General features: G+C 34.4%; 21 protein-coding genes. 3 read left to right on the top strand and 18 right to left on the bottom strand.

Going from position 1 to position 25920, the window contains the following annotated elements; translation table 11 throughout:
* Positions 1-37: 37 nt before the first annotated feature.
* The 11 genes from E0F91_RS06645 to E0F91_RS06595 all read right to left on the bottom strand — a co-directional run bounded on the left by E0F91_RS06645 (position 38) and on the right by E0F91_RS06595 (position 10909).
* Positions 38-745: a GLPGLI family protein gene (locus E0F91_RS06645; RefSeq protein ID WP_132065543.1), complete on the bottom strand. Its 708-nt coding sequence runs from the start codon at positions 743-745 to the stop codon at positions 38-40.
* 78 nt (positions 746-823) lie between these two features.
* Entirely contained in the window at positions 824-1168 is a 345-nt protein-coding gene (locus E0F91_RS06640) for a hypothetical protein (RefSeq protein WP_132065542.1), read from the bottom strand.
* Positions 1169-1383: 215 nt separating this feature from the next.
* The gene (locus E0F91_RS06635; protein ID WP_132065541.1) at positions 1384-2079 is read right to left on the bottom strand and encodes a GLPGLI family protein; all 696 of its coding nucleotides are present in this window, start codon (positions 2077-2079) and stop codon (positions 1384-1386) included.
* Positions 2080-2192: 113 nt separating this feature from the next.
* On the bottom strand, positions 2193-2432 hold the full coding sequence (locus E0F91_RS06630) for a hypothetical protein (protein ID WP_132065540.1): 240 nt from the start codon (positions 2430-2432) through the stop codon (positions 2193-2195).
* Between the two features lie 345 nt (positions 2433-2777).
* A complete protein-coding gene (locus E0F91_RS06625) occupies positions 2778-3515 on the bottom strand; it encodes a GLPGLI family protein (RefSeq protein WP_132065539.1) in 738 nt (245 codons plus the stop codon).
* A 356-nt stretch (positions 3516-3871) separates the two neighbouring features.
* Positions 3872-6022 (bottom strand): TonB-dependent receptor, encoded by a 2151-nt coding sequence (locus E0F91_RS06620; protein WP_132065538.1) that lies wholly within the window; start codon positions 6020-6022, stop codon positions 3872-3874.
* Between the two features lie 271 nt (positions 6023-6293).
* Positions 6294-6695 (bottom strand): alternative ribosome rescue aminoacyl-tRNA hydrolase ArfB, encoded by a 402-nt coding sequence (gene arfB, locus E0F91_RS06615; protein WP_132065537.1) that lies wholly within the window; start codon positions 6693-6695, stop codon positions 6294-6296.
* Between the two features lie 12 nt (positions 6696-6707).
* Complete coding sequence (locus E0F91_RS06610; protein ID WP_132065536.1) at positions 6708-8828, bottom strand: DUF4301 family protein; 2121 nt, start codon at positions 8826-8828, stop codon at positions 6708-6710.
* Positions 8783-9412: a nicotinamide riboside transporter PnuC gene (gene pnuC / locus E0F91_RS06605; RefSeq protein ID WP_132065535.1), complete on the bottom strand. Its 630-nt coding sequence runs from the start codon at positions 9410-9412 to the stop codon at positions 8783-8785. The genes E0F91_RS06610 and pnuC overlap by 46 nt, the downstream gene beginning before the upstream one ends.
* Positions 9413-9415: 3 nt before the next feature.
* Positions 9416-10132 (bottom strand): phosphoglycerol geranylgeranyltransferase, encoded by a 717-nt coding sequence (locus E0F91_RS06600; protein ID WP_132065534.1) that lies wholly within the window; start codon positions 10130-10132, stop codon positions 9416-9418.
* Between the two features lie 147 nt (positions 10133-10279).
* Positions 10280-10909: a 4'-phosphopantetheinyl transferase family protein gene (locus E0F91_RS06595; RefSeq protein ID WP_132065533.1), complete on the bottom strand. Its 630-nt coding sequence runs from the start codon at positions 10907-10909 to the stop codon at positions 10280-10282.
* A gap of 249 nt (positions 10910-11158) precedes the next feature.
* On the opposite strand from E0F91_RS06595, the gene ahcY reads away from it, so the two are divergent.
* Positions 11159-12475 (top strand): adenosylhomocysteinase, encoded by a 1317-nt coding sequence (gene ahcY / locus E0F91_RS06590; RefSeq protein ID WP_132065532.1) that lies wholly within the window; start codon positions 11159-11161, stop codon positions 12473-12475.
* A 683-nt stretch (positions 12476-13158) separates the two neighbouring features.
* Here ahcY and E0F91_RS06585 read toward each other — a convergent pair.
* The gene (locus E0F91_RS06585; RefSeq protein WP_132065531.1) at positions 13159-13602 is read right to left on the bottom strand and encodes a nucleoside deaminase; all 444 of its coding nucleotides are present in this window, start codon (positions 13600-13602) and stop codon (positions 13159-13161) included.
* Between the two features lie 94 nt (positions 13603-13696).
* Here E0F91_RS06585 and E0F91_RS06580 point away from each other — a divergent pair, with 94 nt between their 5' ends.
* On the top strand, positions 13697-15478 hold the full coding sequence (locus tag E0F91_RS06580) for a 1-deoxy-D-xylulose-5-phosphate synthase (protein WP_132065530.1): 1782 nt from the start codon (positions 13697-13699) through the stop codon (positions 15476-15478).
* A 143-nt stretch (positions 15479-15621) separates the two neighbouring features.
* Positions 15622-16656 carry a DUF3078 domain-containing protein gene (locus tag E0F91_RS06575; RefSeq protein WP_132065529.1) on the top strand — a complete coding sequence of 345 codons (1035 nt, stop codon included), beginning with the start codon at positions 15622-15624 and terminating at the stop codon, positions 16654-16656.
* A gap of 44 nt (positions 16657-16700) precedes the next feature.
* Here the strand turns inward: E0F91_RS06575 and E0F91_RS06570 are convergent, their stop codons facing one another.
* The 6 genes from E0F91_RS06570 to E0F91_RS06550 form a co-directional block, all read right to left on the bottom strand.
* Complete coding sequence (locus E0F91_RS06570; RefSeq protein ID WP_132065528.1) at positions 16701-19361, bottom strand: T9SS-dependent M36 family metallopeptidase; 2661 nt, start codon at positions 19359-19361, stop codon at positions 16701-16703.
* A 90-nt stretch (positions 19362-19451) separates the two neighbouring features.
* On the bottom strand, positions 19452-20795 hold the full coding sequence (gene dgt, locus E0F91_RS06565; RefSeq protein ID WP_132065659.1) for a dGTP triphosphohydrolase: 1344 nt from the start codon (positions 20793-20795) through the stop codon (positions 19452-19454).
* 105 nt (positions 20796-20900) lie between these two features.
* Positions 20901-21377 (bottom strand): RDD family protein, encoded by a 477-nt coding sequence (locus E0F91_RS06560; protein WP_132065527.1) that lies wholly within the window; start codon positions 21375-21377, stop codon positions 20901-20903.
* 237 nt (positions 21378-21614) lie between these two features.
* The gene (locus E0F91_RS18080; protein WP_279432783.1) at positions 21615-21746 is read right to left on the bottom strand and encodes a hypothetical protein; all 132 of its coding nucleotides are present in this window, start codon (positions 21744-21746) and stop codon (positions 21615-21617) included.
* A 356-nt stretch (positions 21747-22102) separates the two neighbouring features.
* Positions 22103-24517 (bottom strand): ribonucleoside-diphosphate reductase subunit alpha, encoded by a 2415-nt coding sequence (locus E0F91_RS06555; protein WP_132065526.1) that lies wholly within the window; start codon positions 24515-24517, stop codon positions 22103-22105.
* Positions 24518-24824: 307 nt separating this feature from the next.
* Entirely contained in the window at positions 24825-25802 is a 978-nt protein-coding gene (locus E0F91_RS06550) for a ribonucleotide-diphosphate reductase subunit beta (protein ID WP_132065525.1), read from the bottom strand.
* Positions 25803-25920 lie beyond the last annotated feature (118 nt).

The raw sequence follows: 25920 nt of genomic DNA, 5'->3' as shown, positions 1-25920 counted from the left end.
TTTTCATATTCTGAAATTAATTTTATAATAAATAGGGTTAATCAATAAAGTCATTCAGTTTATAATAGGCTTCTTCTAATTGTTTCTTATCTAAGATTTTTATTTTTTCTAAAGCTTTTATATCAAAATTTGAATCACTATTGAGCTTTATATTTTTTGCTCCGTACACAGTATTTCGTACCCGAAGTTCTAAAATCAACCCAGGTAAATTTCCATAACCGACGGGACCGTACGGAAACGGTAATTTTGGACAATACCATGCAATTACAGGATGGCTAAAAATTTTAGATCCGTTCAATACCGTATAAACATTAGTAGCTTTGTAACATAAATATTTATCTATTAATTTGGTCTCATTAGTCAAAATCCAATTATTTTTTAAATCCTCTTCTGCGTAAATGTTTTCTCCTAACATTTCCTTTTGAAATAATAATTTTTCTTTAAGATTAATTACAATTCCCATATAATTAGCCATTGCTAGTGTAAATCTTTGTGAATGAGAAGCAATGTCACTATCTAGCATTTCTTCATTAAAAAATTTAGAGCCATTTTCTGTTATGATTAATTGGAACGTTAGCTTTTTAGACTCAAGTATGGATTTTTCAAGCATACTTTTTAACATGGCATTATTATCAAATAATCCTGTCTCTTTTTCTATTATTAATCCGTATGCCACCGTAACATTTTTACCTTGGCTGTAACCTACAGCAGCAGACAAAATTAAAATAACAATAATTTTATTCATTTTATATTTATATTAAAGACACACCAAAATCATCGAAATTGGTGTGCTTGTATATTTTATTTAAATTTAGTTCTTTATTTATTGTGATATTGGAGCCTCCGTCAATCCCATACACATAAAATAAACAGCATAAGATATGGAAGCGGCTTCTTCGTGACTAAATCCAGCAGCTTTGGCAACAACGTAAGCGACAAACTTTGCTGCATTACACTCCCCTGCAGCAAATGCTCTTTTCTTGCTCGTATTTTTAATGCTTTCTTTTACTTCAACATTCTTAGCCATTCCTACTCCACTAAATACTACTACTGCTAAAGCATTAAATACTAATTTTTTACTCCCAGACTTATTTAGTTTTGGTCGTCGTGAATCTGCGATTTCATTTTTAAATTGGTTTAAATTTATAATAGTTTTTTTGGTTAACAAAGTCAAATATCAAAAATAAAAAACGAATTTTAGGAATTTACTTTAAAATTTAACTAGTTTTAAACAGGTTTACACTTTCAAGTTATATTATATTTCACTCAATAAAAACATCTTACTCTAATTTTACTTTTAAACCACACTAGTAATCGTGCGGGATTGAGAGAAACTTAGAGCTGTAAAAAAAAGAAAATAGAAGAATATTTTATGTATTAATACTAATTTGACAGTATTTTTTTAATGTAATCGTCTTGACTTATTGTTTTCCCTTTTGGAAAATCAATATTGATTGCAGCATCTTTGAAATCTAATCTAGTTGCTAAATAAGTTGTTCTATTTTCTGTTAGTTCTAATATAAGTCCTGGTAGGCCATGGAAATTTTTAGGCCCAAACGAATAAGGTAGGCTTGGGGCAAACCAAGCAACAATTTTTTTAAATTTTGTTTTATTATCTCTACTGATATATTCTATTTCAGACAATGCCTGAAAACACGTTATACCATCTATAACTTTACTATTTGATTTTACTACCCAGTTGATTGGCTTTATAGTATCTTTTATCAAAGTCCCTTCAATTTCAGACAGTACATAATTATCCTTAAAATCAAAATAGTAATTATATTGAGTAGTAAACATTACTGAAGCGAGATCACTAATCATTCTATCTTCATCGTTCTCTTTATCAATTAACTTATTTTCTTTTTGAAAAGAAGTTTTAGAACCACTAAAACGCAAAACATAAGAAAAAGTTCCTGCTGTTTTACTCATTTCTGAATAAGTACTACCCATTTTATCACTTTTCAGAACATTTTCATCAGCATTAACACTAATACTGTATATAATTTTACCTTTAGTTACTTGACCATAAGAAGTTAAACACACAAACGCAACAAGTAATAAAAATATTTTTTTCATAATTGAAAGATAAGTAAGAAATTGTTTTTGAATAAATTAGTAGTTTCAAAAATTACAATTTCTCAAAAACAATTTCTCAAAAAGATTAAAAATCACAATGTATAATAAGTACTTTACCCCTGAGTCAAACTCTTTGTCGTACTTTTTGATATACAGTTATTATAAAGAACCTGATAAATCGCATTGAATTCTGAAATAGACAATTCATTTCCTGGATCTAAACTGTCCATTTTTTCAATCGTTTGCGAAGTACAGTCATTAACTAAAAAAGCTAATACATTGCTCTCCTTAACTTCACTAGTTCCTGCCATTGCAGCTCCACTAAACGCAACCACTGCTAGAGCGGTAAACACTAATTTTTTACTCCCAGACTTATTTAGTTTTGGTCGTCGTGAATCAGTGATTTCATTTTTAAATTGGTTTAAATTTATTAATATTTTTTTTGGTTAACCAAGTCAAATATCAAAAAAAAACCGAATTTTAGGAATTTACTTTAAAATTTAACTAATTTTCAACAGATTTACGCTTTCAAGTTATATTATAATTCACTCAACAAAAAAGATCTTACGCTAATTTTACTTTTAAACTACACCAGTAATTGTGCGGGATTCAGAGAAGCAAAAAGTGGTTACGAAAAAAAGTACTAGAATTTTAAACATAAATTGGTGTTGAAAATAAATAAACAATCATATTCCGTTTTATTGTTTGTCTGTTTCCTTTTCTCTTTTTTTACTGAGTATTACAGCTCCCATACTAGATTCAAGCATTTTCTCGTACTCTGCTTTAGAAATTGTTTTGCCTTTTGGGAAGTTTATTATTGCAACGTTATCAGATAATTTAATTTTAGACGCTACAGATGTTTTGTTATTTTCATTGAGTTCTAAAATTAAACCTGGTAATCCATGAAAATTCTTTGGGCCATACGAATAAGGTAAACTAGGTGCAAACCAACTTATCACTTCTTTAATTTTAGACTCTCTGTATCTATTAACAAAAGGGATCTTTAAAACCGCTTTGTAGCATAAATATGCGCCAATCATTTTAGACTCAGAACTTATTTCCCAATCTAACTTGTTAATTTGATCTTCAACCAAAGTTCCATCATTCATAATTGTAATCTGCGTACTGATTTCAAAATTACTGAAAACATCATGCGATGTGAATCCTGATTTCGCTACATTATTTAACTTCTGGTCAAATTCTGACGCAAAATTTAATTTCTCCACGCAAATAAACTGAGATTGCGATTTGTTAAAGCTCAATTCAAATTCTTGATTATTGGCCAAATCAATAATTTTTTTAGCAAAATCTTTAGTGTCCTGATTAGTTATACTCTCCAGTTCAAAAGGAACATTAAAACTATAGGTAACAGTTCCTGAAGACTGAGCAAACATAACAGAACTTATCAATAAAATACTTATCAAAATTAATCTCATAATTGGAAATATTAAAGATTTAAACGCTTGTACATATAAAACTGCTTTCCATTAAAAACGGTATCTTTTAATGTAATCGTTTTTACCGCTAGGAAAATTAATTTTAACTTCTTTGTCTTTTCTGAGGTTTACAAAGGCTGAATAATAAATTGTCATTCTTTCTTTCAATAATAATTTCCCTAAAACAAACACTACCAAAACAAATAGTTATTTTTTTTTAAAAAACCAAAGTAGCTTATTTTTCTTATAAATCAAAAAAAATGATCTGATTTAAGATATCGATTTATTTGAAAAACTAATAAACAAAAAATCCTGATAGCGAACTATCAGGATTTCATCCAATTACAAACTTTTCTTTAAAACTTCAACGTCAAACCCACTAGGAAATTAATTCCCGCTTGTGGATAATAGTACGGATAGATATCATACATATACCCATTAGAAACATATTGCTTGTCTAAAAAGTTATTCACTAAGCCCGTTAGCACAATTTCTTTGAAAATCGTTTTGGGTTTAAAAGTATAAGCCACATTCAAATCATTCACAAAATAATCTGCCAACTTAGCAGCCGGTAATTCAATGTTATTCATGTATTGTTCCCCAACGAATTTTTGCAACCAGGAAATATGAAGATTTTCAATAGGTGTATAAACCAGAATATTTCCTGCAATAACAGATGGCGAATACGCAATGTCTGTTGTCCCGTAATTCAGACCTTCTACGGCTAAATCTTGATTTTTATTAGCACTCAGGGTAAAATTTGGACGAATAATCAACTGATCGGTCAATGCAATTGTCGCATCAACTTCCAGTCCTAATCGGTAACTTTTTTCGCTGTTGGAACGAATTGGCGCGCCCACATCATCCAGATTCCCAGTTAAAATCAACTGATCTTTGTACGCCATATAATAGACATTGGTATTGAACTGTACTTTCTCTGCAACGTATCTCCAACCCAATTCAAAGTCATTTAGCTTTTCTGGTTTTACATTTCCGCCTTCATAATCACTTCTATTCGGTTCGCGATTGGCTCTGGCATAGGATAAATACACAGAATTTCCAGCATTGATCGTATAGGTTAATCCCGTTTTAGGGTTAAAGAAATTAAAAGTATCATCTACAAGTGTTGGCTGAACACCATTCGCCTTGTAATTCACTGATCTATATTGCAAATCTCCAAACAAACTTAATTGCTCCGTGATTTGGAAATTGGCTTTCGCAAAAATATTTCCATCCGTTTTATTGGCATAATCATCATAGTAGCGATCTCCCAACTCGCTCTGAGAAGCATTCCTGGCCCAAATTACTTTTCCAAAATGGTCGCCTTCATACTTATTCCAACCTCCACCAAAGATGACATCTAATTTTTCATCTTTATAATTAGCCGAAAATGTAGTTCCGTAGAAATCGTTTTCTAACCATTTTTGACGTACTAAATCCGTTGTTGAAATAGCGCCAACAGGCTGTAAACCGTAATCGGCAAAATCAGCATCCTCCTTATAGTTTTCAAAAAACCCTTTTCCTTTAGTATAATGCAAAGCAAAATTAGTACTCCAGTTTTCGGATATTTTTTCATTCCAAAGCAATTGCGAGTGATCTTGCTGGTAATTATCGGTTTCATTGTCATAGAAACGAGCATTTCCTTGTTCGTCCGTAAAAGCACCTGCTGAATTAAACGTTCGGTCATTTTTTAGCGTTTCACCATCAATTCCGTTCCAAGACTGGTACGTTTTTTCGGTCCCACCAAAAACCAATGCTTTGATCAATGTAGTTTTGCCCACATACGTTCCCTGAAGAAAATAGGATTTCAAATCAGAGGCTCCGCGATCCACAAATCCGTCCGACTTAATCGCTGATAAACGTCCCGCAATTTCGAAATGATCGTTCATTAAACCCGTGCTGAATTTGACGGTGTGTTTCCTAGTGTTAAAACTTCCGAAAGAGTTAGAAATTTCTCCTGTACTTTCGTTGGCAAAATTATCCGTCAACATATTTAAGCTGGCACCAAAAGCACCCGCCCCATTAGTAGAAGTTCCTACACCGCGTTGCAATTGTAAACTCTCCACTGAAGAAGCAAAATCAGGCATATTCACCCAGAATGTTCCATGACTTTCAGAATCGTTATATGGAATTCCGTTAATGGTAACATTTACTCGCGTTGCATCGCTACCACGAACCCGAATACCGGTATACCCCACACCATTTCCCGCATCAGAGGTCGTTACAACCGAAGGTAAATAATTCATCAAAATAGGGATGTCTTGTCCTAAATTTCGGAATTTGATGTCTTTTTTGCTCAAATTGCTAAAACTAACCGGCGTTTTTGTGGTTACACGAACCGCTGAAACCAATACTTCATCTAGTGGATTGACTTGTGTAGTGTCTTTGACTTGCGAAAAAGTGAAAAGTGAAAAGTGAAAAGTGAGGAGTATGAAAAATACTCGAAATACTCTAGTTAGGCTCTTGGGCTTTGGCTCTTGGCCTTTTTTGTAAAATAAAAAATTCATCCGTAAAAAGTTTACGAATAAAAGGGGGAATTATTCTTTTTGTTAAATTAAAAAATGATTGTTTCCTATAACAAATGAAAGTAGCGTGCACACTATTTATTTGTCATTTTTTCCCTTAACAGCATTACCTGTTCAGGTTCGTTGGGTATAATCTCAGCTATATTCTGAACTTGTTTCAGAATCTGAAATAAATTCAGATTTAAGCACCCCTTTGAGACAGCGCAAAACTAATTATAAATTATGAATTATAAATTATGAATTAGAATAAATTTTAAAAATCTGGTTTTTTACGATTTTTCTTGACTTCCGAAATGTTTTTTTTATCCTTGATTCGCTTTCTAATGACCGATTTAGGAATTCTGGTGGGCTTTCTTTCTTTTGGTACAAACAAAGCATTTTTCATCAGTGCCAAAAATCGTTTAACTACAATTTCTTTGTTTCTAAATTGACTTCGGTCTTCATCACAATTCAAAATTAGAACGGCATCAGTAGTCAATCTAGAGGATAATTGGGTTTCAACCAACAGTTTCTCTTCATCCGTTAAAGCCTGAGAATTTTTCAAATCAAAACTTAACACCACCTTCGAGGAAACTTTATTCACATTCTGACCACCAGCTCCACTGCTGCGGACGGCTTTAAAACTTAACTCAGATATGATTTTATCAATTTCCATGAATGCCTTTTTTTAGGATTGATGTGCTGGTTTCAACAAATCATTCACTGTTTTTACTGGATTAAAAGTAAGCAACGGCACTTGAACAAACACAGTCAACCAGTTTGCCATTGCGCCGTTCCATAAACCAGGCAACTCATATCCTTTGATACTTTTGCCTGATACATTTTTCTCCACAATAAAACCGCTGTTGTGATCGACAAACTCTGTCAAATCAAATTTCTCTTTTTTGTAATTTTTAATGCCACAAACTAAATCAACCGGATTGAAATGAGTGGCTGCATTCAGCATTATCTTTTGAGCTTCATTTGACAAATCAACTTGGGAACTTTCAACAATTTGTAATGAGACTGAACCTTGATCACTGCGGACCCAAAATGGTCCTCCACCTGGCTCTCCTTCATTTTTTACCATTCCGCATACCCGAATCGGTCTGTTCAAAATAGCTTGCAGTTCACTGATTTTACTTTCCAAATTTTCAGCATGAAAACCATCCTTCATTGTACTATTTAATTTTTCCTTCAAGAAAAGAACAATTTCATCTATTAACTCGGGTTCAATTGATATAGCATCCAATGCATTTAAATACATAAAAACCTGATGTTGAATTGACAACAAAATTCCAGCCAATCCTTTTTTGTATAAAGAAATTTTCTCAACATTGTTTTGAATGACGTTATCAATATTTTTAATAAAAACCATATCGGCCTCCAAGTTATTCAAATTCTCAATCAAAGCACCATGTCCTCCAGGTCTGAAAACCAATTGTCCATTTTCATCCCGGAACGGCTTATTTTTCATACTGACCGCAAGCGTGTCCGTTCTTTTATTTTGATACGAATAACTAACTTGTATTGCGACAGCTGATTTCTTTTCAATTTCAGATTTGACAGAATCAACAATGTCTTCAAAATGTTTTTGATGCGCTTCTGAAACTGTAAAATGCAAATGCGATCCATTATTAGCACTTGAATATTGTGCACATTCCTGCAAATGTTCTTCTACCGGAGTTGCAATATGAGTTTTGTATTTGTGAAAAGGGAGAATCCCTTTTGGTTTATTAGCAAAATCAAAATAGTCTGATGACAGCAATAATTTTATGAAGTAGAAATTCTTTAGACTTCGGTCCATTGAATCAAAATCAGCAAATTCAGCTTTCAACTGCTTGTCAATGGCGTCAAAAAAAGGAAACTTCTCCATTCCTACTATAAAAACAGCAAGTTTATTAGCTTTTTTACGATTGATATAGGCATTTATCGATTCGTTTTCAACATCAAAATCATTGATAAATTCAGTCAAGAACTTAAACATTCTACTCGCAGCTCCTGATGCTGGAACAAATTTATTTAATTTGAGGCCTGATTTATTCGCATCAAAAAAACTGGCTTTCTCATGAAAATCCTTCTCGGATAATTTTAAAATACCATTTGACAACGTCGCTGGACTCACTAACTCTGCTTTTGGTATTCCTTCTTTAAAGAAATTAAGTTGCTTTTGAATAGTTGCAATTGGAATTCCATACTCCTGAATATATATAAAATCACTTGACGAAAACCCTAATTCTCTGGCCAAAGTCAAATCTTCAATAATTGAGACTGCTTTTTTAAGTCGCAAATCCTTGTCTCCGGAAAGCGTTATAAATGGCTTATTGTTATCGATTAAAGATTGCTTAAAAACGGCAAACACAGATTCTCTTCCCTCGGCTTTGTCTCTTAGGTCGTCTCTTTCCCAAGGCACATCAATGTCCGTAAGAAAAAATAAATCGTATTCATGTTCGCAGGCCGCTTCATGCAACAAAGGGTCACAATAGTCATAATACACTTCCGAAAAAACCTTAGTTACCATTAAATTCGTATCACAAAAAAGATATTTATTGGCAATTAGCGTTCGCTCATTTTCTAATTTAGTTTGACCGTAAGCAATGGGAAGCATGTCGTCAACTGTGCATATTTGCTGACTTGAATCCCACTTTTCCTGCAGATAATCGCGTGCAAACTCAGGAACCCATTCGGTTTTATAATAGTCCGCAAGCTGTCTTGCCAATGTAGTCTTGCCAGTACTTTCGGGACCAAATAAGGCTATTTTAATTATTTTTGTGGCTCCATTACTGAGCTGTCTGAGATTTTCTTCCATTCTAAATAGCCAAAAATGGCGACTACGGTAAATACTATATATTGAAAACTGGTAAAAGTATAGCCTTTTGCAAAATACAACGGAATGGAAATTACATCTCCAATAATCCAAAATATCCAATTCTCTACTTTTCTTTTAGCCATGAGCCACATTCCTACAAAGAAAATTCCTGTAATAAATGTATCTACATACGCGTACCAAGTGGTGAATTTTCCGAAATAATGATATACCGAAACCACAAAGGCGACGGTAAATATAAAAAGAATTATCGCAATTCGTTTTTCAGAACTCGATATTTTTGAAATTGGGAATTCAACCGTATCTCCTTTTTTCCGAGTCCAATGGTACCAACCGTAAATACTCATCACAAAATAATAGCCATTGATCATCATATCGCCCCATAAAGTCCATTTCCAAAGCAAATACACAAATATGGAGGTGCTTACTAATCCAGTTGGAAAAACCAAAATATTATCTTTTTTAGCATACCATACGCTTAATAATCCGAAAATGACCGCAACAATTTCCAAAATAATATCTAATGTTGGGTATTCGCTGTACTGCGAAAAAAAATAATCAATCATTCACTATACTTTAAAAAAGTTATTATTGTTTTCAAAAGCGGTTCCTATAACCACTAAGTCGGCTCCTGCATTATAAGCGTTTTCAATTCCCTGCAAATCTACAATTCCGCCTCCAACCAATATTGGAATCTCAATATTATGAGAAATTTTTCTAATCATTTCTAAAGGAACTGCTTGTTTTGCACCACTTCCAGCTTCCAGATAAATCAACTTATTGCCTAACATTTCGCCAGCTTCTGCCGTTGACAATGCTAAATCAAGATTATTTCTATCTATAGGTTTGGTTTTACTAACGCGTTCCACGGCAGTTTCATTGCCACTTTCAATTAAAATATAACCAGTAGAAATGATTTCGAGTTGCGTTTTCTTTAAAATGGGCGCTGCTTTTACTTGGTGTTCGATTAGAAAATCCGGATTGCGACCAGAGATAAGAGCCAAAAACAAAATCGCATCGGCTTTATCTGAAATCTGGGAAGGATTTCCGGGAAATAAAATTATTGGTAATTTACAGTTTTGTTTGATTTGCACAATCAGTTCGTCTAAAATATTTGTTGTAACCTGACTTCCACCAATGAAAATATGAGTTGCCGGCGAAAGATTTATTTTTGAAATTAAAATGGATAAATTCTCCAAAACTATTTTGTCAGGATCAAGAAGAATCGCCAGCAGTTTTTGATTTTCAACTTTTGATTGGGTGATTTCGTTATAAATATTTGTCATTTTTTGGCACGCAGATGACGCGGATTTTACAGATTTATACGGATTATTATAATTTACTACTCGTTTTGTCATTCTGATAAAGGAGGAATCTCATTATGTGATTCCTCCTTCATCAGAATGACAAACTACGCGATGGGACACTGAGCATTATTTTTCAAAAGCATAAACTAGCGTAAAATCTTCGATTTCCTCAAAATAGATGTCAAAATCCTTCTCATAATTATTAAAGTGGAGTTCGGTGTTGACTTTCTTATTTTCTAAATCAAAAGACTGAACTTTGATATGCTCCTTGAAACTAATTCCTTTTTCATTTCTAATTTTAAATATGGATTCTTTGGCGCCCCAAATTGCGGTTAGTTTTCGGATGTATTCGTCACTGTCTCGATCCAAGAACTGAAATTCCGAGTCGCAGAATTTATCAGCAATTCGGATAATCTTGTCTCTCTGCAATTCGATGTCGATTCCTACGGTTTTACTGCTGACGATAATCGCTGAAAACTCATGGGAATGGGTAATCGAAATGTGTTTGCCGTCATGTAAATGCGGTTTTCCTAATTCGTCATAATACAAATCAAAATCGTTATAGCCTATTTCTTGAAACAACTTGCGAACGCTGAGAAAAGCACGCTGGTGCAATTGCGATTTCATTCCCTGGAGACGTATAGCATTTTTATCGTTTAGCTGAACTTGATTGTGGAGCTCTTCAAAGGATTCGGTTATTTTCCAAACTAGAATTTGGGTGTCTGTACTGAAGTGGATGGTTTTGAATAATGGCATGGTAGTATTCTGATTTTTAGCCCCGATTGAAGTGGAAATCCTTTTTATTTTTCCTTTAAAAATAAAAAGATTGCAACAAAAAGCGGGAAATAGCTCCAAAAATTAAAAAATATTGGGCTTAAAAAAATTATTTTACTGATTTTTAAAACATTACAAAATTAAACAATTCATAAATATTTGTGATTCCTTTTAAAATCACAACTTATTATGTAATTTTGCAAAAAATTTACACTTACAAATATACTATAAATGAGTACTACAACTATGCCTTTTGTGGCTTTCAAAGTTAAAGACATTTCTCTAGCGGCTTGGGGAAGAAAAGAAATTGAACTAGCGGAAGCGGAAATGCCAGGTTTAATGGCGCTTCGTGCTGAATATAAAAACGAACAACCACTTGCTGGTTCTCGTATTGCAGGATGTTTGCACATGACTATCCAGACTGCGGTTTTGATTGAAACTTTAATCGCGCTTGGAGCTGAGGTGACTTGGTCTTCATGCAACATTTTCTCTACTCAAGATCAAGCTGCTGCTGCAATTGCTGCTGCTGGTATTCAAGTGTATGCTTGGAAAGGATTGAACGAGGAAGATTTTGACTGGTGTATTGAGCAAACCTTATTCTTTGGTGAAGATAGAAAACCATTGAATATGATTCTTGACGACGGTGGAGATTTAACGAATATGGTTATTGACCGTTACCCAGAATTAGTTGCTGGAATTAAAGGATTGTCTGAAGAAACTACAACAGGAGTTCACAGATTGTACGAAAGAGTAAAAGCGGGAACATTGCCAATGCCAGCAATCAACGTGAATGACTCGGTTACTAAATCGAAATTTGATAACAAATACGGTTGTAAAGAATCGGCAGTTGATGCGGTTCGTCGTGCAACTGATATTATGCTTGCTGCAAAAAGAGTAATTGTTTGTGGTTACGGTGATGTAGGTAAAGGAACAGCGGCTTCATTTAGAGGTGCTGGTTCTATTGTTACGGTTACTGAAATTGATCCAATTTGTGCGCTTCAAGCGGCTATGGACGGTTTTGAAGTAAAAAAATTAGATACTGTTATTGCTACTGCTGATATTATCATTACTACAACTGGAAATAAAGATATCGTTTTGGGTTCTCATTTTGAAAAAATGAAAGACAAAACTATCGTTTGTAACATTGGACATTTTGATAACGAAATTGATATGGCTTGGTTGAACACCAACCACGGTGCATCAAAAGTAGAAATCAAACCTCAAGTAGATAAATACACCATTGCTGGAAATGACATCATCCTTTTGGCTGAAGGTCGTTTAGTAAACCTTGGTTGTGCTACAGGTCACCCAAGTTTTGTAATGAGTAACTCATTTACCAACCAAACGCTAGCTCAAATCGAATTGTGGAAAAACAGCGCGGCATACAACAATGACGTGTACATGTTACCAAAACATTTAGATGAGAAAGTAGCCATGTTACACTTAGCTAAATTAGGTGTTGAATTAGAGACTTTACGTGTTGATCAAGCGGATTATATTGGAGTTCCAGTTGAAGGCCCATTCAAACCAGAATATTACAGATACTAGTCCTATTTGACACTCTGTCGATAGGAAGAATCTAAACCCTTGCAAGAAACTGAAATAAATTCAGTTTGAATGTGAGGGTTTTTTGTTTTTGGGCGTGACCCTGCGTAAAAACCTCGGGTCGGGCTTTTCATTTCAATCTTTATTCCACTGCGTTCCATAAAGGATTTCCATTGCAATCCCTCACGCTTCTGGACGTGTGATGACAGTGAAACAATAAGCAACTATTTTTAAAATCAAAAAACCAACTTAAAAAACGCTCCTATTTATCATATTATGCCCTCTCCCTACTATTAAATGAAAATTTACTCCACCAAAACCACAAATAGAAAATCCATTTAGCACCACAAATCAACGTACAAAAGTCTGAAATTAACAACAGTCAAACCTCTTTTTCAAAGCAACAAAAAGGTTGTAATAGCAATACGGGCAAGAGAAGTACAGAAAGCAATAAAAATGGCTTCAAAAGAATAGAGAAAATAAAGTCTTATAGAAACAATACAAGAAAAATTAAAAAGTCTTCTGGAAGACAATCAGAATTCTGAATCTCATAAGAACTCGGCAAGGCTAAATCTGTCAGTGTTAAGCGAAACGGGTTTTTTAAAACACTGTTTTTACAATAGGCTTCAAAAAAAAGCAGCATAGACAACGAATTATTACTCGGAACATTAAGGAAAGCTATTCGTTCACTTCCGCTTTTCTATAAAAAAACGCTTCATTAAATCAGCCGCTTCATCCGCTAAAACGCCACTAACTACTTTAGTTTTAGGATGCAATTGTGTTCCCATTTTTATAAAACCACGATTTTCATCTGTGGCTCCATATACGATTCTCGAAATCTGACTCCAATACAAAGCGCCTGCACACATCTGACAAGGTTCCAGTGTGACATAAAGCGTGCAACCAATCAAATATTTCCCACCAAGATAATTCGCAGCAGCAGTAATAGATTGCATCTCCGCATGAGCCGTAACGTCATGGAGTAATTCGGTTAAATTATGACTGCTGGCAATAACCTTATTATCAATGACAATAACGGCGCCTACAGGAATTTCCTCTTTCTCAAAAGCCATGACAGCTTCCTGCAACGCTTTTTTCATAAAATATTCGTCAGTGAAAGGATTTATCATGGTATCGACGGCAAATTTTGCAAATTTAAATTCTTTGTGGAACAAGTTTTTTTATCGAATGTAAAAATACAATTCCAAATCGTATATTTGCTTTATGTCAGCTAATTTACTTTCAAACCTAAACAACCCCGCCGATTTACGCCAACTAGAGGAAACGCAACTCCCTCAAGTGGCTCAAGAGTTGCGCAACTTCATTATCGATATTGTCGCCGTCAAAGAGGGGCATTTAGGAGCTAGTTTAGGTGTTGTCGAACTTACGATCGCCTTGCATTATGTTTTTGATACCCCAAATGATTTATTGGTTTGGGATGTTGGTCATCAGGCTTACGGACACAAAATAATAACGGGAAGAAGAGACAATTTTCATACCAACAGGCAGTTGGGCGGCATTTCCGGTTTCCCAAAAAGAAGTGAAAGTGTCTATGATACCTTTGGCGTAGGCCACTCCTCTACTTCTATTTCGGCAGCATTGGGAATGGCAATAGCTTCTAATTTAAAAGGAGATTACAACAAACACCATATTGCAGTCATTGGCGATGCCTCGATAGCCTCAGGAATGGCTTTTGAAGGCTTAAATCACGCCGGAGTTACTGATGCTAATTTATTAGTCATTCTAAATGATAATGCTATTGGTATTGATCCCAGCGTAGGTGCTTTGAAAAAATATTTAACTGCTGTAAAAGCAGGGAAAAATCCGAGACAGAACAACATGATTAAATCATTGAATTTTGATTATTCGGGACCTATTGACGGTCATGATATTTTTGCCGTAATTAAAGAATTGAAACGTTTACAAAAAATAAAAGGACCCAAGTTCCTTCACATCATTACAACGAAGGGTAAAGGATTACAGCAAGCCGAAGAAAACCAGGTAATTTACCATGCTCCTGGCAAATTTGATGCTACAACTGGAGCGCTTCAGCCCAAATCAGAAGAAAATTTACCTCCTAAATATCAGGATGTTTTTGGCTTGACCATTTTAGATTTAGCTAGAAAAAACGAAAAAATTATAGGGATTACACCTGCGATGCCTTCTGGCTCCTCCTTAAAATTCATGATGGATGAATTCCCAAAACGGGCCTTTGATGTTGGAATTGCAGAACAACATGCGGTAACTTTAGCCGCAGGAATGGCAACCCAAGGAATGATCGTTTATTGCAATATTTATTCTACTTTTTTGCAAAGAGCATACGACCAAGTGATTCATGATGTGGCTTTACAAAATCTTCCAGTGATTTTTTGTTTGGATAGAGCGGGTTTAGTGGGAGAAGACGGAGCAACACATCACGGTGTTTTTGATATAGCTTACTTGCGTTGTATTCCCAATATGATTGTGTATGCCCCTAGCAACGAAATTGCGTTACAAAATATTTTATATACCGCCCAATTAGGATTAAATAATCCAATCGCGATTCGGTATCCACGAGGACGTGGAGTAATTACTAATTGGCAAGCTACAAATTTAGGAAAGTATCAAGAGATAGAAATCGGTAGAAGCACTTGCATTAAGGCAGGCTCAAGAATTGCTGTCTTATCAAATGGAAGTATCGGTAACAATGTTACTTTGGCTATAGCCAAAATGCAACATCCAGAAACTATTGCGCATTATGATTTTCCCTTTGTAAAGCCACTAGATGAAAAGGAATTACATACCCTATTCGACAACTTCAAAACGATAGTAACTATTGAAGACGGAACTATAAAAGGGGGTTTTGGAAGTGCGATTCTTGAATTTGCCTCTGAAAATAATTATACCTCAAAAATAACCGTTCTTGGTATTCCAGATGAATTTATAGAACAGGGAACTGTAGCTGAATTACAACAATACTGCAAAATTGACGTTAAAAGTCTTGAAATCCTTTTTTCAAACTATTAAAATAATTATTTTGCCCTCTTAAACAAAATCGGTGATGAATTCAATATAGCCCAGTATACAGTGGCCTGTTTTCATTGCACATCGGTATTGTCAAAGAAAATTATTGACTGAAAAACAACTATAATCCGTATAACTCCCCCGAAATGAAATTGTTAACCTACACACTACTATTCCTTACCTGCTCCATCTCTTTTAATTGTTTATCTCAAGAAGTAACAAAAACATTTTTATACGATACGATTAGACCTGCCATTACAGTATTGGATGCAAAAAAATCACTAACTATACCTCTCAAAATACAAACTAAAACGCATTACCTTCCCTTAACCTATTGGAGTAAAAAAAACAGTTTAGGGTTTGATATTTCTGAAGTGGCCTTTATCAATTGGAGTGCCGGAGGAACTAGTTCAATTTCAGGATTATTTAAAGGTAAATTCCACAGAGATTATAAACGAAGTAATTACAATTGGTCAAACGAACTAATTTTTAAATATGGCTTAAATAAACAAGACGGAATAGATTTACGAAAAACAGAAGATGCGATTCAAGTGAACTCTACTTTTGGCTATAGAAAAGACACGCTATCCAACTGGTTCCATTCGGCTAAATTTAATTTCAATACACAATTCACTAATGGTTATGCCTATCCAAATACGGAAAAAGCCATTTCAAAACCTTTCGCACCGGCTTATATTTTTATGGGAATAGGTGCTGAAAATATAAATAAAGAAAAGCAAAGAACATTTTACATCTCGCCTTTTACATTTAAAACCACCCTGGTTTTAGATCAAAGACTTGCTGATCAAGGCGCTTTTGGAGTTACTAAAGCCACTTATGATGTAGATGGAAATTTACTTACTGAAGGGGAAAAATCAAGAATTGAACTTGGTTTTTTAATAACTAATAAATACAAAAAAGAGATTTTCAAAAATATCATTTTAGAAAATCGGTTGAGTTTATATTCTGATTATGTAAATCGCTTTGGAAATATAGATATCGATTGTGATTTACAAGTAGAACTCGTAGTAAATCAATACGTTAAAGCAAATATTGGAGCACATGTAATTTACGATGACGACATCAAATCAAAAAGAGAAATTGCAGGAATACAAGTAACTGAGGGACCAAAAATGCAAATAAGGCAAGCTATCGGTGTTGGAATAGAATATATATTTTAAATAAAAGAGTCCTGAAATAACGTTCAGGACTCTTTTATTTAAAATTACTTTATAATAATTTTCTCGGTGTAGTTCAATCCTTCTCCTTTGATATCCATTATATAAATACCAGAAGTGAGTTGGTTTAAATTAAACGTTTTTTCGTTACTAAACTCTTGTTTAGTAATGGAATAAACTTCTCTTCCCAAAATATCGATAACCTTCATATCGACGGTACCACTATAGTTGTTAATTCGCACCGTAATATTTCCGTTAGATGGATTTGGAAAAACACTCATTATATTAGCATTGTCAACATCAGCAACAGCTAAAGAACAGTTGGCTCCGTTTGATGGTCTAGTAAAGTCTTCAATTTGATCATTACCCACATCTGTACTACCCGCTGATGCATTTACACCTAAACCTCTAGCTGCAAAAACTTCCCAAATCATACAATAATCCTTTCCTCCTGTTATGGCTTGATCCGCTGCTAAAATTGCATTTCTAGCGTCAACAAAGGTTGGACTACAAGGCTGTAATTTAATACCATCTAAAACAATTCGCATTAGTTTGTTATTACCACCGGTACCAGTATATTTATTATTGTCATACCCGTATTTGTTGATATAGGCCCACGTTAAATCCCATAACATAGTGGCCCAAACAGATCCTACACCGTGAACAGAAGTTTCCTCTACGCCATTAACGTCAAATGATTGAAAATTATTAGTAAAGGCGTAAGTCATAGGATTAATAGCTCTATCCGTTGAGTACACATAACTTCTGATTCCCAATCCATCAGGAGATTGAGAGGAAACAAACGTACCAATTCCTCTTTTTGCACCACTAAAATCTCCTGGTTTCAACTGCATCATTAATGCAAACCAATCTGACCAACCTTCTCCCATTTGGTCCTTATTATTTAAACAGCTAGAATTATTACTTCCACCAGCTAAACGGATGGAAATTCCATGTCCATACTCATGGGCAATTATACCGTTGTCAAAATCCCCATCAGCATTAACAAATGGAGCAGCTTCTGTTTGAATTTTTACATTTACAGGAGCTGTTGTCATTTGGCTGATGATATCTTCCCCAATAGAGCTAGTAACACTAATTGCGGGTATCGTAATTCCTGCATCGGCGCCTGACATTGATAAATTTCCCTCCACATTATTAACTACAATGACGGCGATCGCTCCAGCATTTTGCGCTGACTTTACTTTGACCACAAAATTGCAGCTTCCTCTTCTAAGTATAACAATTTTACCATTTAAAGCCGCTCTATTGGAAGGCGTTACGCATCCTTCTGATGTGCCACCAGAACTATCTAAGTATAAAACCAAATCAGATTGTAAAAATTGAGGCGCAATAGGCAAGTCAACACGTCCTGGACTAAAAGAATTTTGAGTGGCCACATAATTTCCTGCCAAACTTGATGGTGAATTAATAATTAAAGACTTGATCTCGGGTCCTCTATTCCATAAAAACATTTGCATTCTTGCTCTATTACCATCTACTGGAGAAGAAAAATTTGCATTATTCAGACTAGGAGGTACCGCTGTCGAACCATCTTGAGCTTCAGCATTTACATAATCTCCTGCTCTTCCGCCACGATCGTAATTGTTTTCTTGAAAATTACCACTAGCTTCATCAAAACCATACTGATACCAGATATCATGCATTACATTATTCATGTAAAACAGATTGGTATTGGCTGCATTAATATACGTGGATGCGGCTATATTTGTTCCGCCATATGGGAAATCAAACACTAAGTCTACACCTCCGTCTGGGCTAGATCCATCATCAAGATTAGCGGCTTTAAAATCATCTTTAGCCCAAACATTATTACCTCGGGTTATCGTAAAATCAGCTCCAACTTGCCCATTAACATCATGCCAACCATAAGGAGATGCCTTACCATCTGCAGGATTCGTAATTAATTGAAAAGGACCATGATTTGGACTTTCGAAATTGAATGGAATAACACGATACGTCCCTCCAAGCACAAAAGAAGATGGCCCGGTATAAATTTGTTTAGGAGTTGCACCTAAATTTTCAATTTGCGATTTTTTAGTTACCGAAAATGCTTGATCTTGATGGAAACTGCACGAAACAACTAAATCGTTTTTCTCCAACATTTGACCATTTAACGCATCGATTCTAACACTCCACAAATGATCATGCTTTGGCGTGTGAATTGTGAAATCCCAAGCTAAGACTAATTTATTATCTTTAGCCTGATGATAAACTAAATTAGCCATTACCGGTTCGTTGGTAGTCGTACCATCACTTATCTTAAACTTATTCGATTCTACTTTTTCTAAAACGGCAAAGGTATTATTTGCTGTTATGCCTAAATGGAAATAGGCTTTTACTAAAGCATCCGTTGCAAGTAAATTTGGATTTGTTGCGTTTACTTTCTGTGAAACATTATCGACTATTCTTTTTTGAACATCGATTACTTTTGTGTTTTTTAAAGAAAAATTAGTAACAGCCCTAAAGATTTCAATTCCTTGGTAACGCTGAATAACATAACAGTTTTTAATACCAGAAGTCGTCGTTCCACCTTCACTCTGAATTACCCAATCATTAAAATCACGATTTGAAATAATACTTTTCGCACTCGGAGTGGATAAATATTGCTGAATAACTTCTCTATTCGATTGCGATAAAACAAAAAACGGTATTAAAAAAAGCAAAAAAAGTATGTTTTTTTTCATAAAAAATTATTAATTAGTCAATAAATAAACTTAAAAACAAATCTAATTTTTTAAATCTACATTAACAAATTAATAATGTACGCACAATTGTTAATTTTTCACAGCAGTTATTGTTTTGTAAAACAACAACGCATTACCATCCGTAAGTAAGGAAATAAAGTGGCAAATGTGAAGTAATCGTCCGTATAAATTTTCTTTTTCTAGGTGATGCTTCTCCGGCAATAGTTTTAAAATTAATCCATCGTAATTAGAAGCATTTCCATTAAATTTATTGTTGTAAGCGGTAATAAATTTATCCAACAACGTTTGAATAATCTGATATCCCACAATTTCTTTCTCGATGACTTCACGGCTTTGATAAATATTATCGACACTAATTTTGATAATATCATCCATCTGCGCTTTGTACTTGCTTTTATCCATTATGGCAAAAGGAAATTTTCCCTTTAAAATCAACTCTTCATTTTCGACAAATACTTTGACAGCATCATTGATTAAACTGCCAATTGCCAAAGCGCGCAAATAACTAATTCGGTCTTCTTTGGTTTCTAAAGTCTTGTATTTTGAAGTATCAATGCTGTCTTTCACCAATTTTATTAAATATTCCAACGCAAAATCTTCAGAAACTAATCCTAAATTGATTCCGTCTTCAAAATCAATAATGGTATAACAAATATCATCGGCTGCTTCTACTAAATACGCCAAAGGATGTCTTTCGAAACCAATATCGCTTCCTGATTTATTTGGAATCAAACCCATATCTAAAGCTACATCTTGAAAAAACGCTTTATCAGTTTGAAAGAAACCATATTTTTTATCAGCAATATCTTTGGTTGGTTTTTTAGGCAAACTTTCTTTCGGGTATTTCATAAAAGCACCCAAAGTGGCGTACGAAATTCGAAGTCCACCTTCAATTCCGGGACGACTGGCCGTAAGCACCGAAAATCCATTTGCATTTCCTTCAAAACCAATCAAATCCTGCCATTCTTTTGCGCTAAGCTGGTCTTTGTATTGTTGTCCTTTCCCAATAGAAAAGTATTCTCCAATCGCTTTTTCACCGGAATGTCCAAAAGGCGGATTCCCAATATCGTGCGCCAAAGATGCAGCAGCTACTATAGCACCAAAATCATTCATGTGATAGCCATGCACTTCTTTCAAATGCGGATATTTTTCGATGATTTTTTTACCCACCAATCGTCCTAAAGAACGACCAACAACCGAAACTTCTAAACTGTGCGTCAATCTAGTGTGTACAAAATCCGTTTTTGACAACGGAATCACTTGGGTTTTATCCTGTAAACTTCTAAAAGCAGCTGAGAAAATGATACGGTCGTAATCTACCTCAAAACCCAAACGGGTATCGTCTTGTTCCACACGTAATCTTTTGCCTTTGTCGCCTTGTCGTTTGAGTGATAAAAGTTGTTCCCAGTTCATCATTTTATTTTTGGTATTTAGAAGGAGCGAATATAAAGAAAAGGATGTGTTTAAAAACAAAAAAGCAGTCTAAAAATGACCGCTAATTTTATATTTTGTATTTCTTTATTCTTCCGAAAATAATTTCTTTTTGGCCATAAAATCATGCTTTTTCACCACATACGTAACCGATAAGGTATCATGCCATCCTCGCTCAGCAGTTAAAAAAGAAAAAGGCTCGAAAGGAATTAATCTAGAAAGTGTTCTAATCATAACGCTTTTCATATTGGGTCTTGAACCATCGTGCTTTACAACGATTGTTTTCGTGAAATACTTCCCGAAGGTTCTAGAAAAATACATTTCAGTTATTAAATAATAAAAAAACAAGATGACAAGTCCAAAAAAGAAACTTTCAACTACGCTTAATGAGGAAACCCAATTTGATGCTGTATCACTTTGCGTTAAATCTCCAATTAGAATTATGGTCGTACCAATACTGATTTCGATAACATAAATTATAAATAAATCAATAACGAAATTCAGTAGACGTTGGCCTTTGGAAGCTAGTAAATCATCCGTAACAGTAAATTTTTTATTTTCCATAGTAGTGATTTTTTATAAATAACTATCTCAAATATAGTGAATTATTTACAAATTTAAACTGTTAGTTCTTGGAATTTTGGCCTCGAATACTTCACTTGACTTTTATTTTAATTGGAGTTTAATAAACTGCATTTGAAGTGAAAATCCTTTGTATTTGACATTTGTTGGCTAATACAAAAATTGCAATCTCATCTTTAAAACAAGACGCGAAATAGTTCTAAAAAAAAACAGCTATCATTACGATAGCTGCTTTTTAAATTTAAATGCTTTTTTTAATTCGAATTTTAAAACAACTTCCGTCAGTTTTACAAATTCTTCTTCCATTCCTTGTTGTGATACATTTTCTAAAAATGTAATAGAAATCATCATTGTTTAAATTTTCCATTCTTTAAAAATTGTTAATAACTACTTTAGCACCTTATAGCGTAAGAGTTATAATTTAATAATATCAACATTGATATTATCTATGAAATTAATTTTGGAAAGAAGATTCAAATTATATACTTTTGAAGTATAAAAAGTAGGTGAGGTAACCTTTACCATCTTAAATAACTTAATTAAATGCTTCTCAGGGCCTTTTATTATTAAGTTTTCCAAAATAGGGATTTCGAAAAGATTTCCCTTTTTTTATGCGCATTACTTTTTTTCTTTACCTCTGCAAATAGTTTTAAAATTATTATTCTTATAAAAGACTTCAATTAAGAAGCCTTTATTATTTATACAATTTAAGATCCACACATTTCACATTCGTCTGGACCAGCATTTTTAGACAATTCTAGCATCGCTCTGTATTCATCGGCAGTCATTTCAACTGCTTCAGCAACTGCAGGAACAGCGATTGATTGCTCTTTAATTTCAATTGGTTCTGCTTTTTTATCATTGTTCAAGGTGAATTTAATCGCATCCACCGCAGCTTTTGTTCTTAAATAATACATTCCCGTTTTTAATCCAGATTGCCAAGCGTAAAAATGCATCGAGGTCAATTTAGAATAATTGGCATTTTGCATAAATAAGTTCAACGATTGTGATTGATCTACAAAATATCCACGCTGACGAGACATATCGATAATATCTTTCATAGACATTTCCCAAACGGTTTTGTACAATTCTTTCAAGTCTTGCGGAATATTTAAGTCCTGAACCGAACCGTTATTTCGCATTAATTCTTGTTTCAATGTTTCGTTCCACAAACCACGTTCCACTAAATCGTGCAACAAGTGTTTGTTTACCACAATAAATTCGCCCGAAAGTACTCTTCTGGTGTAAACATTAGAAGTATAAGGCTCAAATGCTTCATTGTTACCCAAAATTTGAGAAGTAGAAGCAGTTGGCATTGGCGCCACTAATAATGAGTTTCTCACGCCATGTTCCATTACTTCTTTTCGCAAAGAAGCCCAATCCCAACGACCTGATAATTCCTCATCTTTCAATCCCCATAAATTGTATTGAAATTCTCCTTGTGATATAGGTGAACCTTCAAAAGAGGAATAAGGACCTTCTTCTTTGGCCATTTCCATCGATGCCGTTACCGCTGCAAAGTACATCGTTTCAAAAATTTCTTGGTTCAATTTCTTCGCTTCATCACTGGTAAACGGCAAACGCAACATAATAAAAGCATCGGCTAATCCTTGTACTCCAAGCCCAATTGGTCTGTGGCGCTTATTAGAATTTTCTCCTTCAAGTACCGGATAATAATTTCTGTCAATTACTTTATTCAAATTTCTCGTTACGCGTTTGGTAACGGTATAGAACAAGTCGTGATTGAATTTTTTGTTTTCCACAAACATCGGCAACGAAAGTGAAGCCAAGTTACACACTGCAATTTCGTCCTTAGAAGTAAATTCCATAATCTCCGTACACAAATTCGAAGAACGAATGGTACCCAGATTTTTTTGGTTAGATTTTCTGTTGGCTGCATCTTTGTACAACATGTATGGCGTTCCAGTTTCGATTTGCGATTCCAGGATTTTCTCCCACAATTCATGCGCTTTGATGGTTTTTCTACCTTTTCCACGTTTCTCGTAATCAATGTACATTGCTTCAAATTCATCGCCATAAACATCATACAATCCCGGACATTCATTAGGACACATCAACGTCCAATAACTGTCTTCCTGCACACGCTTCATAAATAAATCCGAGGTCCACATGGCGAAGAACAAATCTCTAGCACGCATTTCTTCTTTTCCGGTATTCTTTTTCAAGTCCAGGAATTCAAAGATATCCGCATGCCAAGTTTCGATGTATATCGCGAAACTTCCTTTGCGTTTTCCTCCTCCTTGATCAACGTATCTTGCCGTATCATTGAAAACACGCAACATCGGAACAATTCCGTTTGACGTTCCGTTAGTCCCACGAATATAAGAACCAGTCGCTCTCACATTGTGAATAGAAAGTCCAATTCCACCTGCTGATTGCGAAATTTTAGCCGTTTGTTTCAACGTGTCATAAATTCCGTCAATACTATCGTCTTGCATTGCCAAAAGGAAGCAAGAAGACATTTGTGGTTTTGGAGTTCCGGCGTTAAACAATGTAGGAGTTGCATGCGTAAAGAACTTTTTCGACATTAAATCGTACGTTTCAATCACTGATTTCAAATCGTCTAAGTGAATTCCAACCGAAACACGCATCAACATGTGCTGCGGACGCTCCACAATTTTACCGTTTATTTTTAGCAAATACGATCTTTCTAAGGTTTTAAAACCAAAATAATCGTAGTTGAAATCTCTGTTATATATAATATGTGAGTCTAAAAACTCTGCGTTATCCATAATTACTTTATGCACTTCCTCAGACAGTAACGGCGCGTATTGACCGTTTCTAGGATTCACATAATTAAACATATCATTCATCGTTTCCGAAAATGATTTTTTGGTATTCGAATGTAAATTTGAGATTGCAATACGAGCGGCTAACTGTGCATAATCAGGGTGCGCAATGGTCATGGAAGCTGCCGTTTCAGCCGCTAAATTATCCAATTCCGATGTTGAGACACCATCATAAAGGCCTTCAATTACGCGCATTGCCACTTTCACGGCATCAACCAAATCATTCAAACCATAACATAGCTTTTTAATTCTATCCGTGATTTTGTCGAACATTACCGGCTCTTTGTGGCCATCTCTTTTAATTACATACATATGATCAATTGTTTTAAAAAACAGAAAATCCCTTTTCTATTTTTTGGGTATTTGTTAATTATTTTTTTGGGAAGCTAATCCCGCTTTCATTCCAATCTTTCTAGTCCTGAACTTGTTTCAGGATCCTGAAACAAGTTCAGGACTAGAAAGGATATTCCCTTCCATCGGGGCTAATCAGCATTAGAAACATAAAAAAATCAGTAAATCATTTGAGATTTAAAGCATCAAAATATTTCTTTATCATTAAGATCTTCAGAAAAATTAAGACAAAACTTAATAAACCTTAATTCCTTAGTGGTTTAAAAAATCAAAAATCAGCGTCAAAAGATATTTTCTGAGCATCTTCATCGGTATTCATAACACCTGCTTTTTGATATTCGGCTACTTTCTTTTCAAAGAAGTTTGTTTTTCCTTGAAGCGAAATCATATCCATAAAATCAAAAGGATTGGTCGTGTTGTATTCTCGTTCACACCCTAATTCAACCAATAATCTATCCGCAACAAATTCTAAATATTGTGTCATTAATACCGCATTCATACCAATCAAACTTACTGGAAGCGATTCAGTGATAAATTCTCTTTCAATGTTCAAAGCATCAACAATAATACTTCTGATTCTTTCTTTTGGCACTTTATTCACTAAGTGATGATTGTGCAAATGCACTGCAAAATCACAGTGAACACCCTCGTCACGAGAAATCAATTCGTTAGAAAACGTCAATCCTGGCATTAATCCACGTTTTTTCAACCAGTAAATGGAACAAAACGCTCCCGAAAAGAAAATTCCTTCCACTGCTGCAAAAGCAATTAAACGTTCAGCAAACGAATCCGACTCAATCCATTTCAAAGCCCAGTCCGCTTTTTTCTTAATCGCTGGAAAAACTTCTAAAGCATTAAATAATTCATCTTTCTCTGCTTCATCTTTTACATAAGTATCAATTAATAGCGAATAGGTTTCACTATGAATGTTTTCCATCATGATTTGAAAACCATAAAAGAATTTTGCTTCTGCATATTGCACTTCATTTACAAAATTTTCAGCCAGATTTTCATTTACAATTCCATCTGAAGCAGCAAAAAAAGCCAAAATGTGTTTCACAAAATAACGCTCTTCATCAGAAAGTTTGTTATTCCAATCATTTAAATCTTGTGACAAATCGATTTCTTCAGCAGTCCAGAAACTGGCTTCCATACTCTTATAAAATTCCCAAATGTCATGATGTTTAATTGGAAAAATTACGAAACGATTTTTATTTTCTTGTAAAATTGGTTCAACTTGCGCCATAATATGATAGTTTATTTTTTGAGATTTTAACGAAATTTTAGGTTTTTCGTGAGTTACAAAGATTGTGAAATATTGCCGAAATTAAAAGCCAAACTTATTCACAATCCCGTTTAGTTTT

It is taken from the genome of Flavobacterium sandaracinum, assembly GCF_004349135.1.
GTDB lineage: Bacteria > Bacteroidota > Bacteroidia > Flavobacteriales > Flavobacteriaceae > Flavobacterium > Flavobacterium sandaracinum.
Note: the sequence above shows the minus strand (reverse complement) of the source record. Positions and strands in the feature narration are given on the sequence as shown.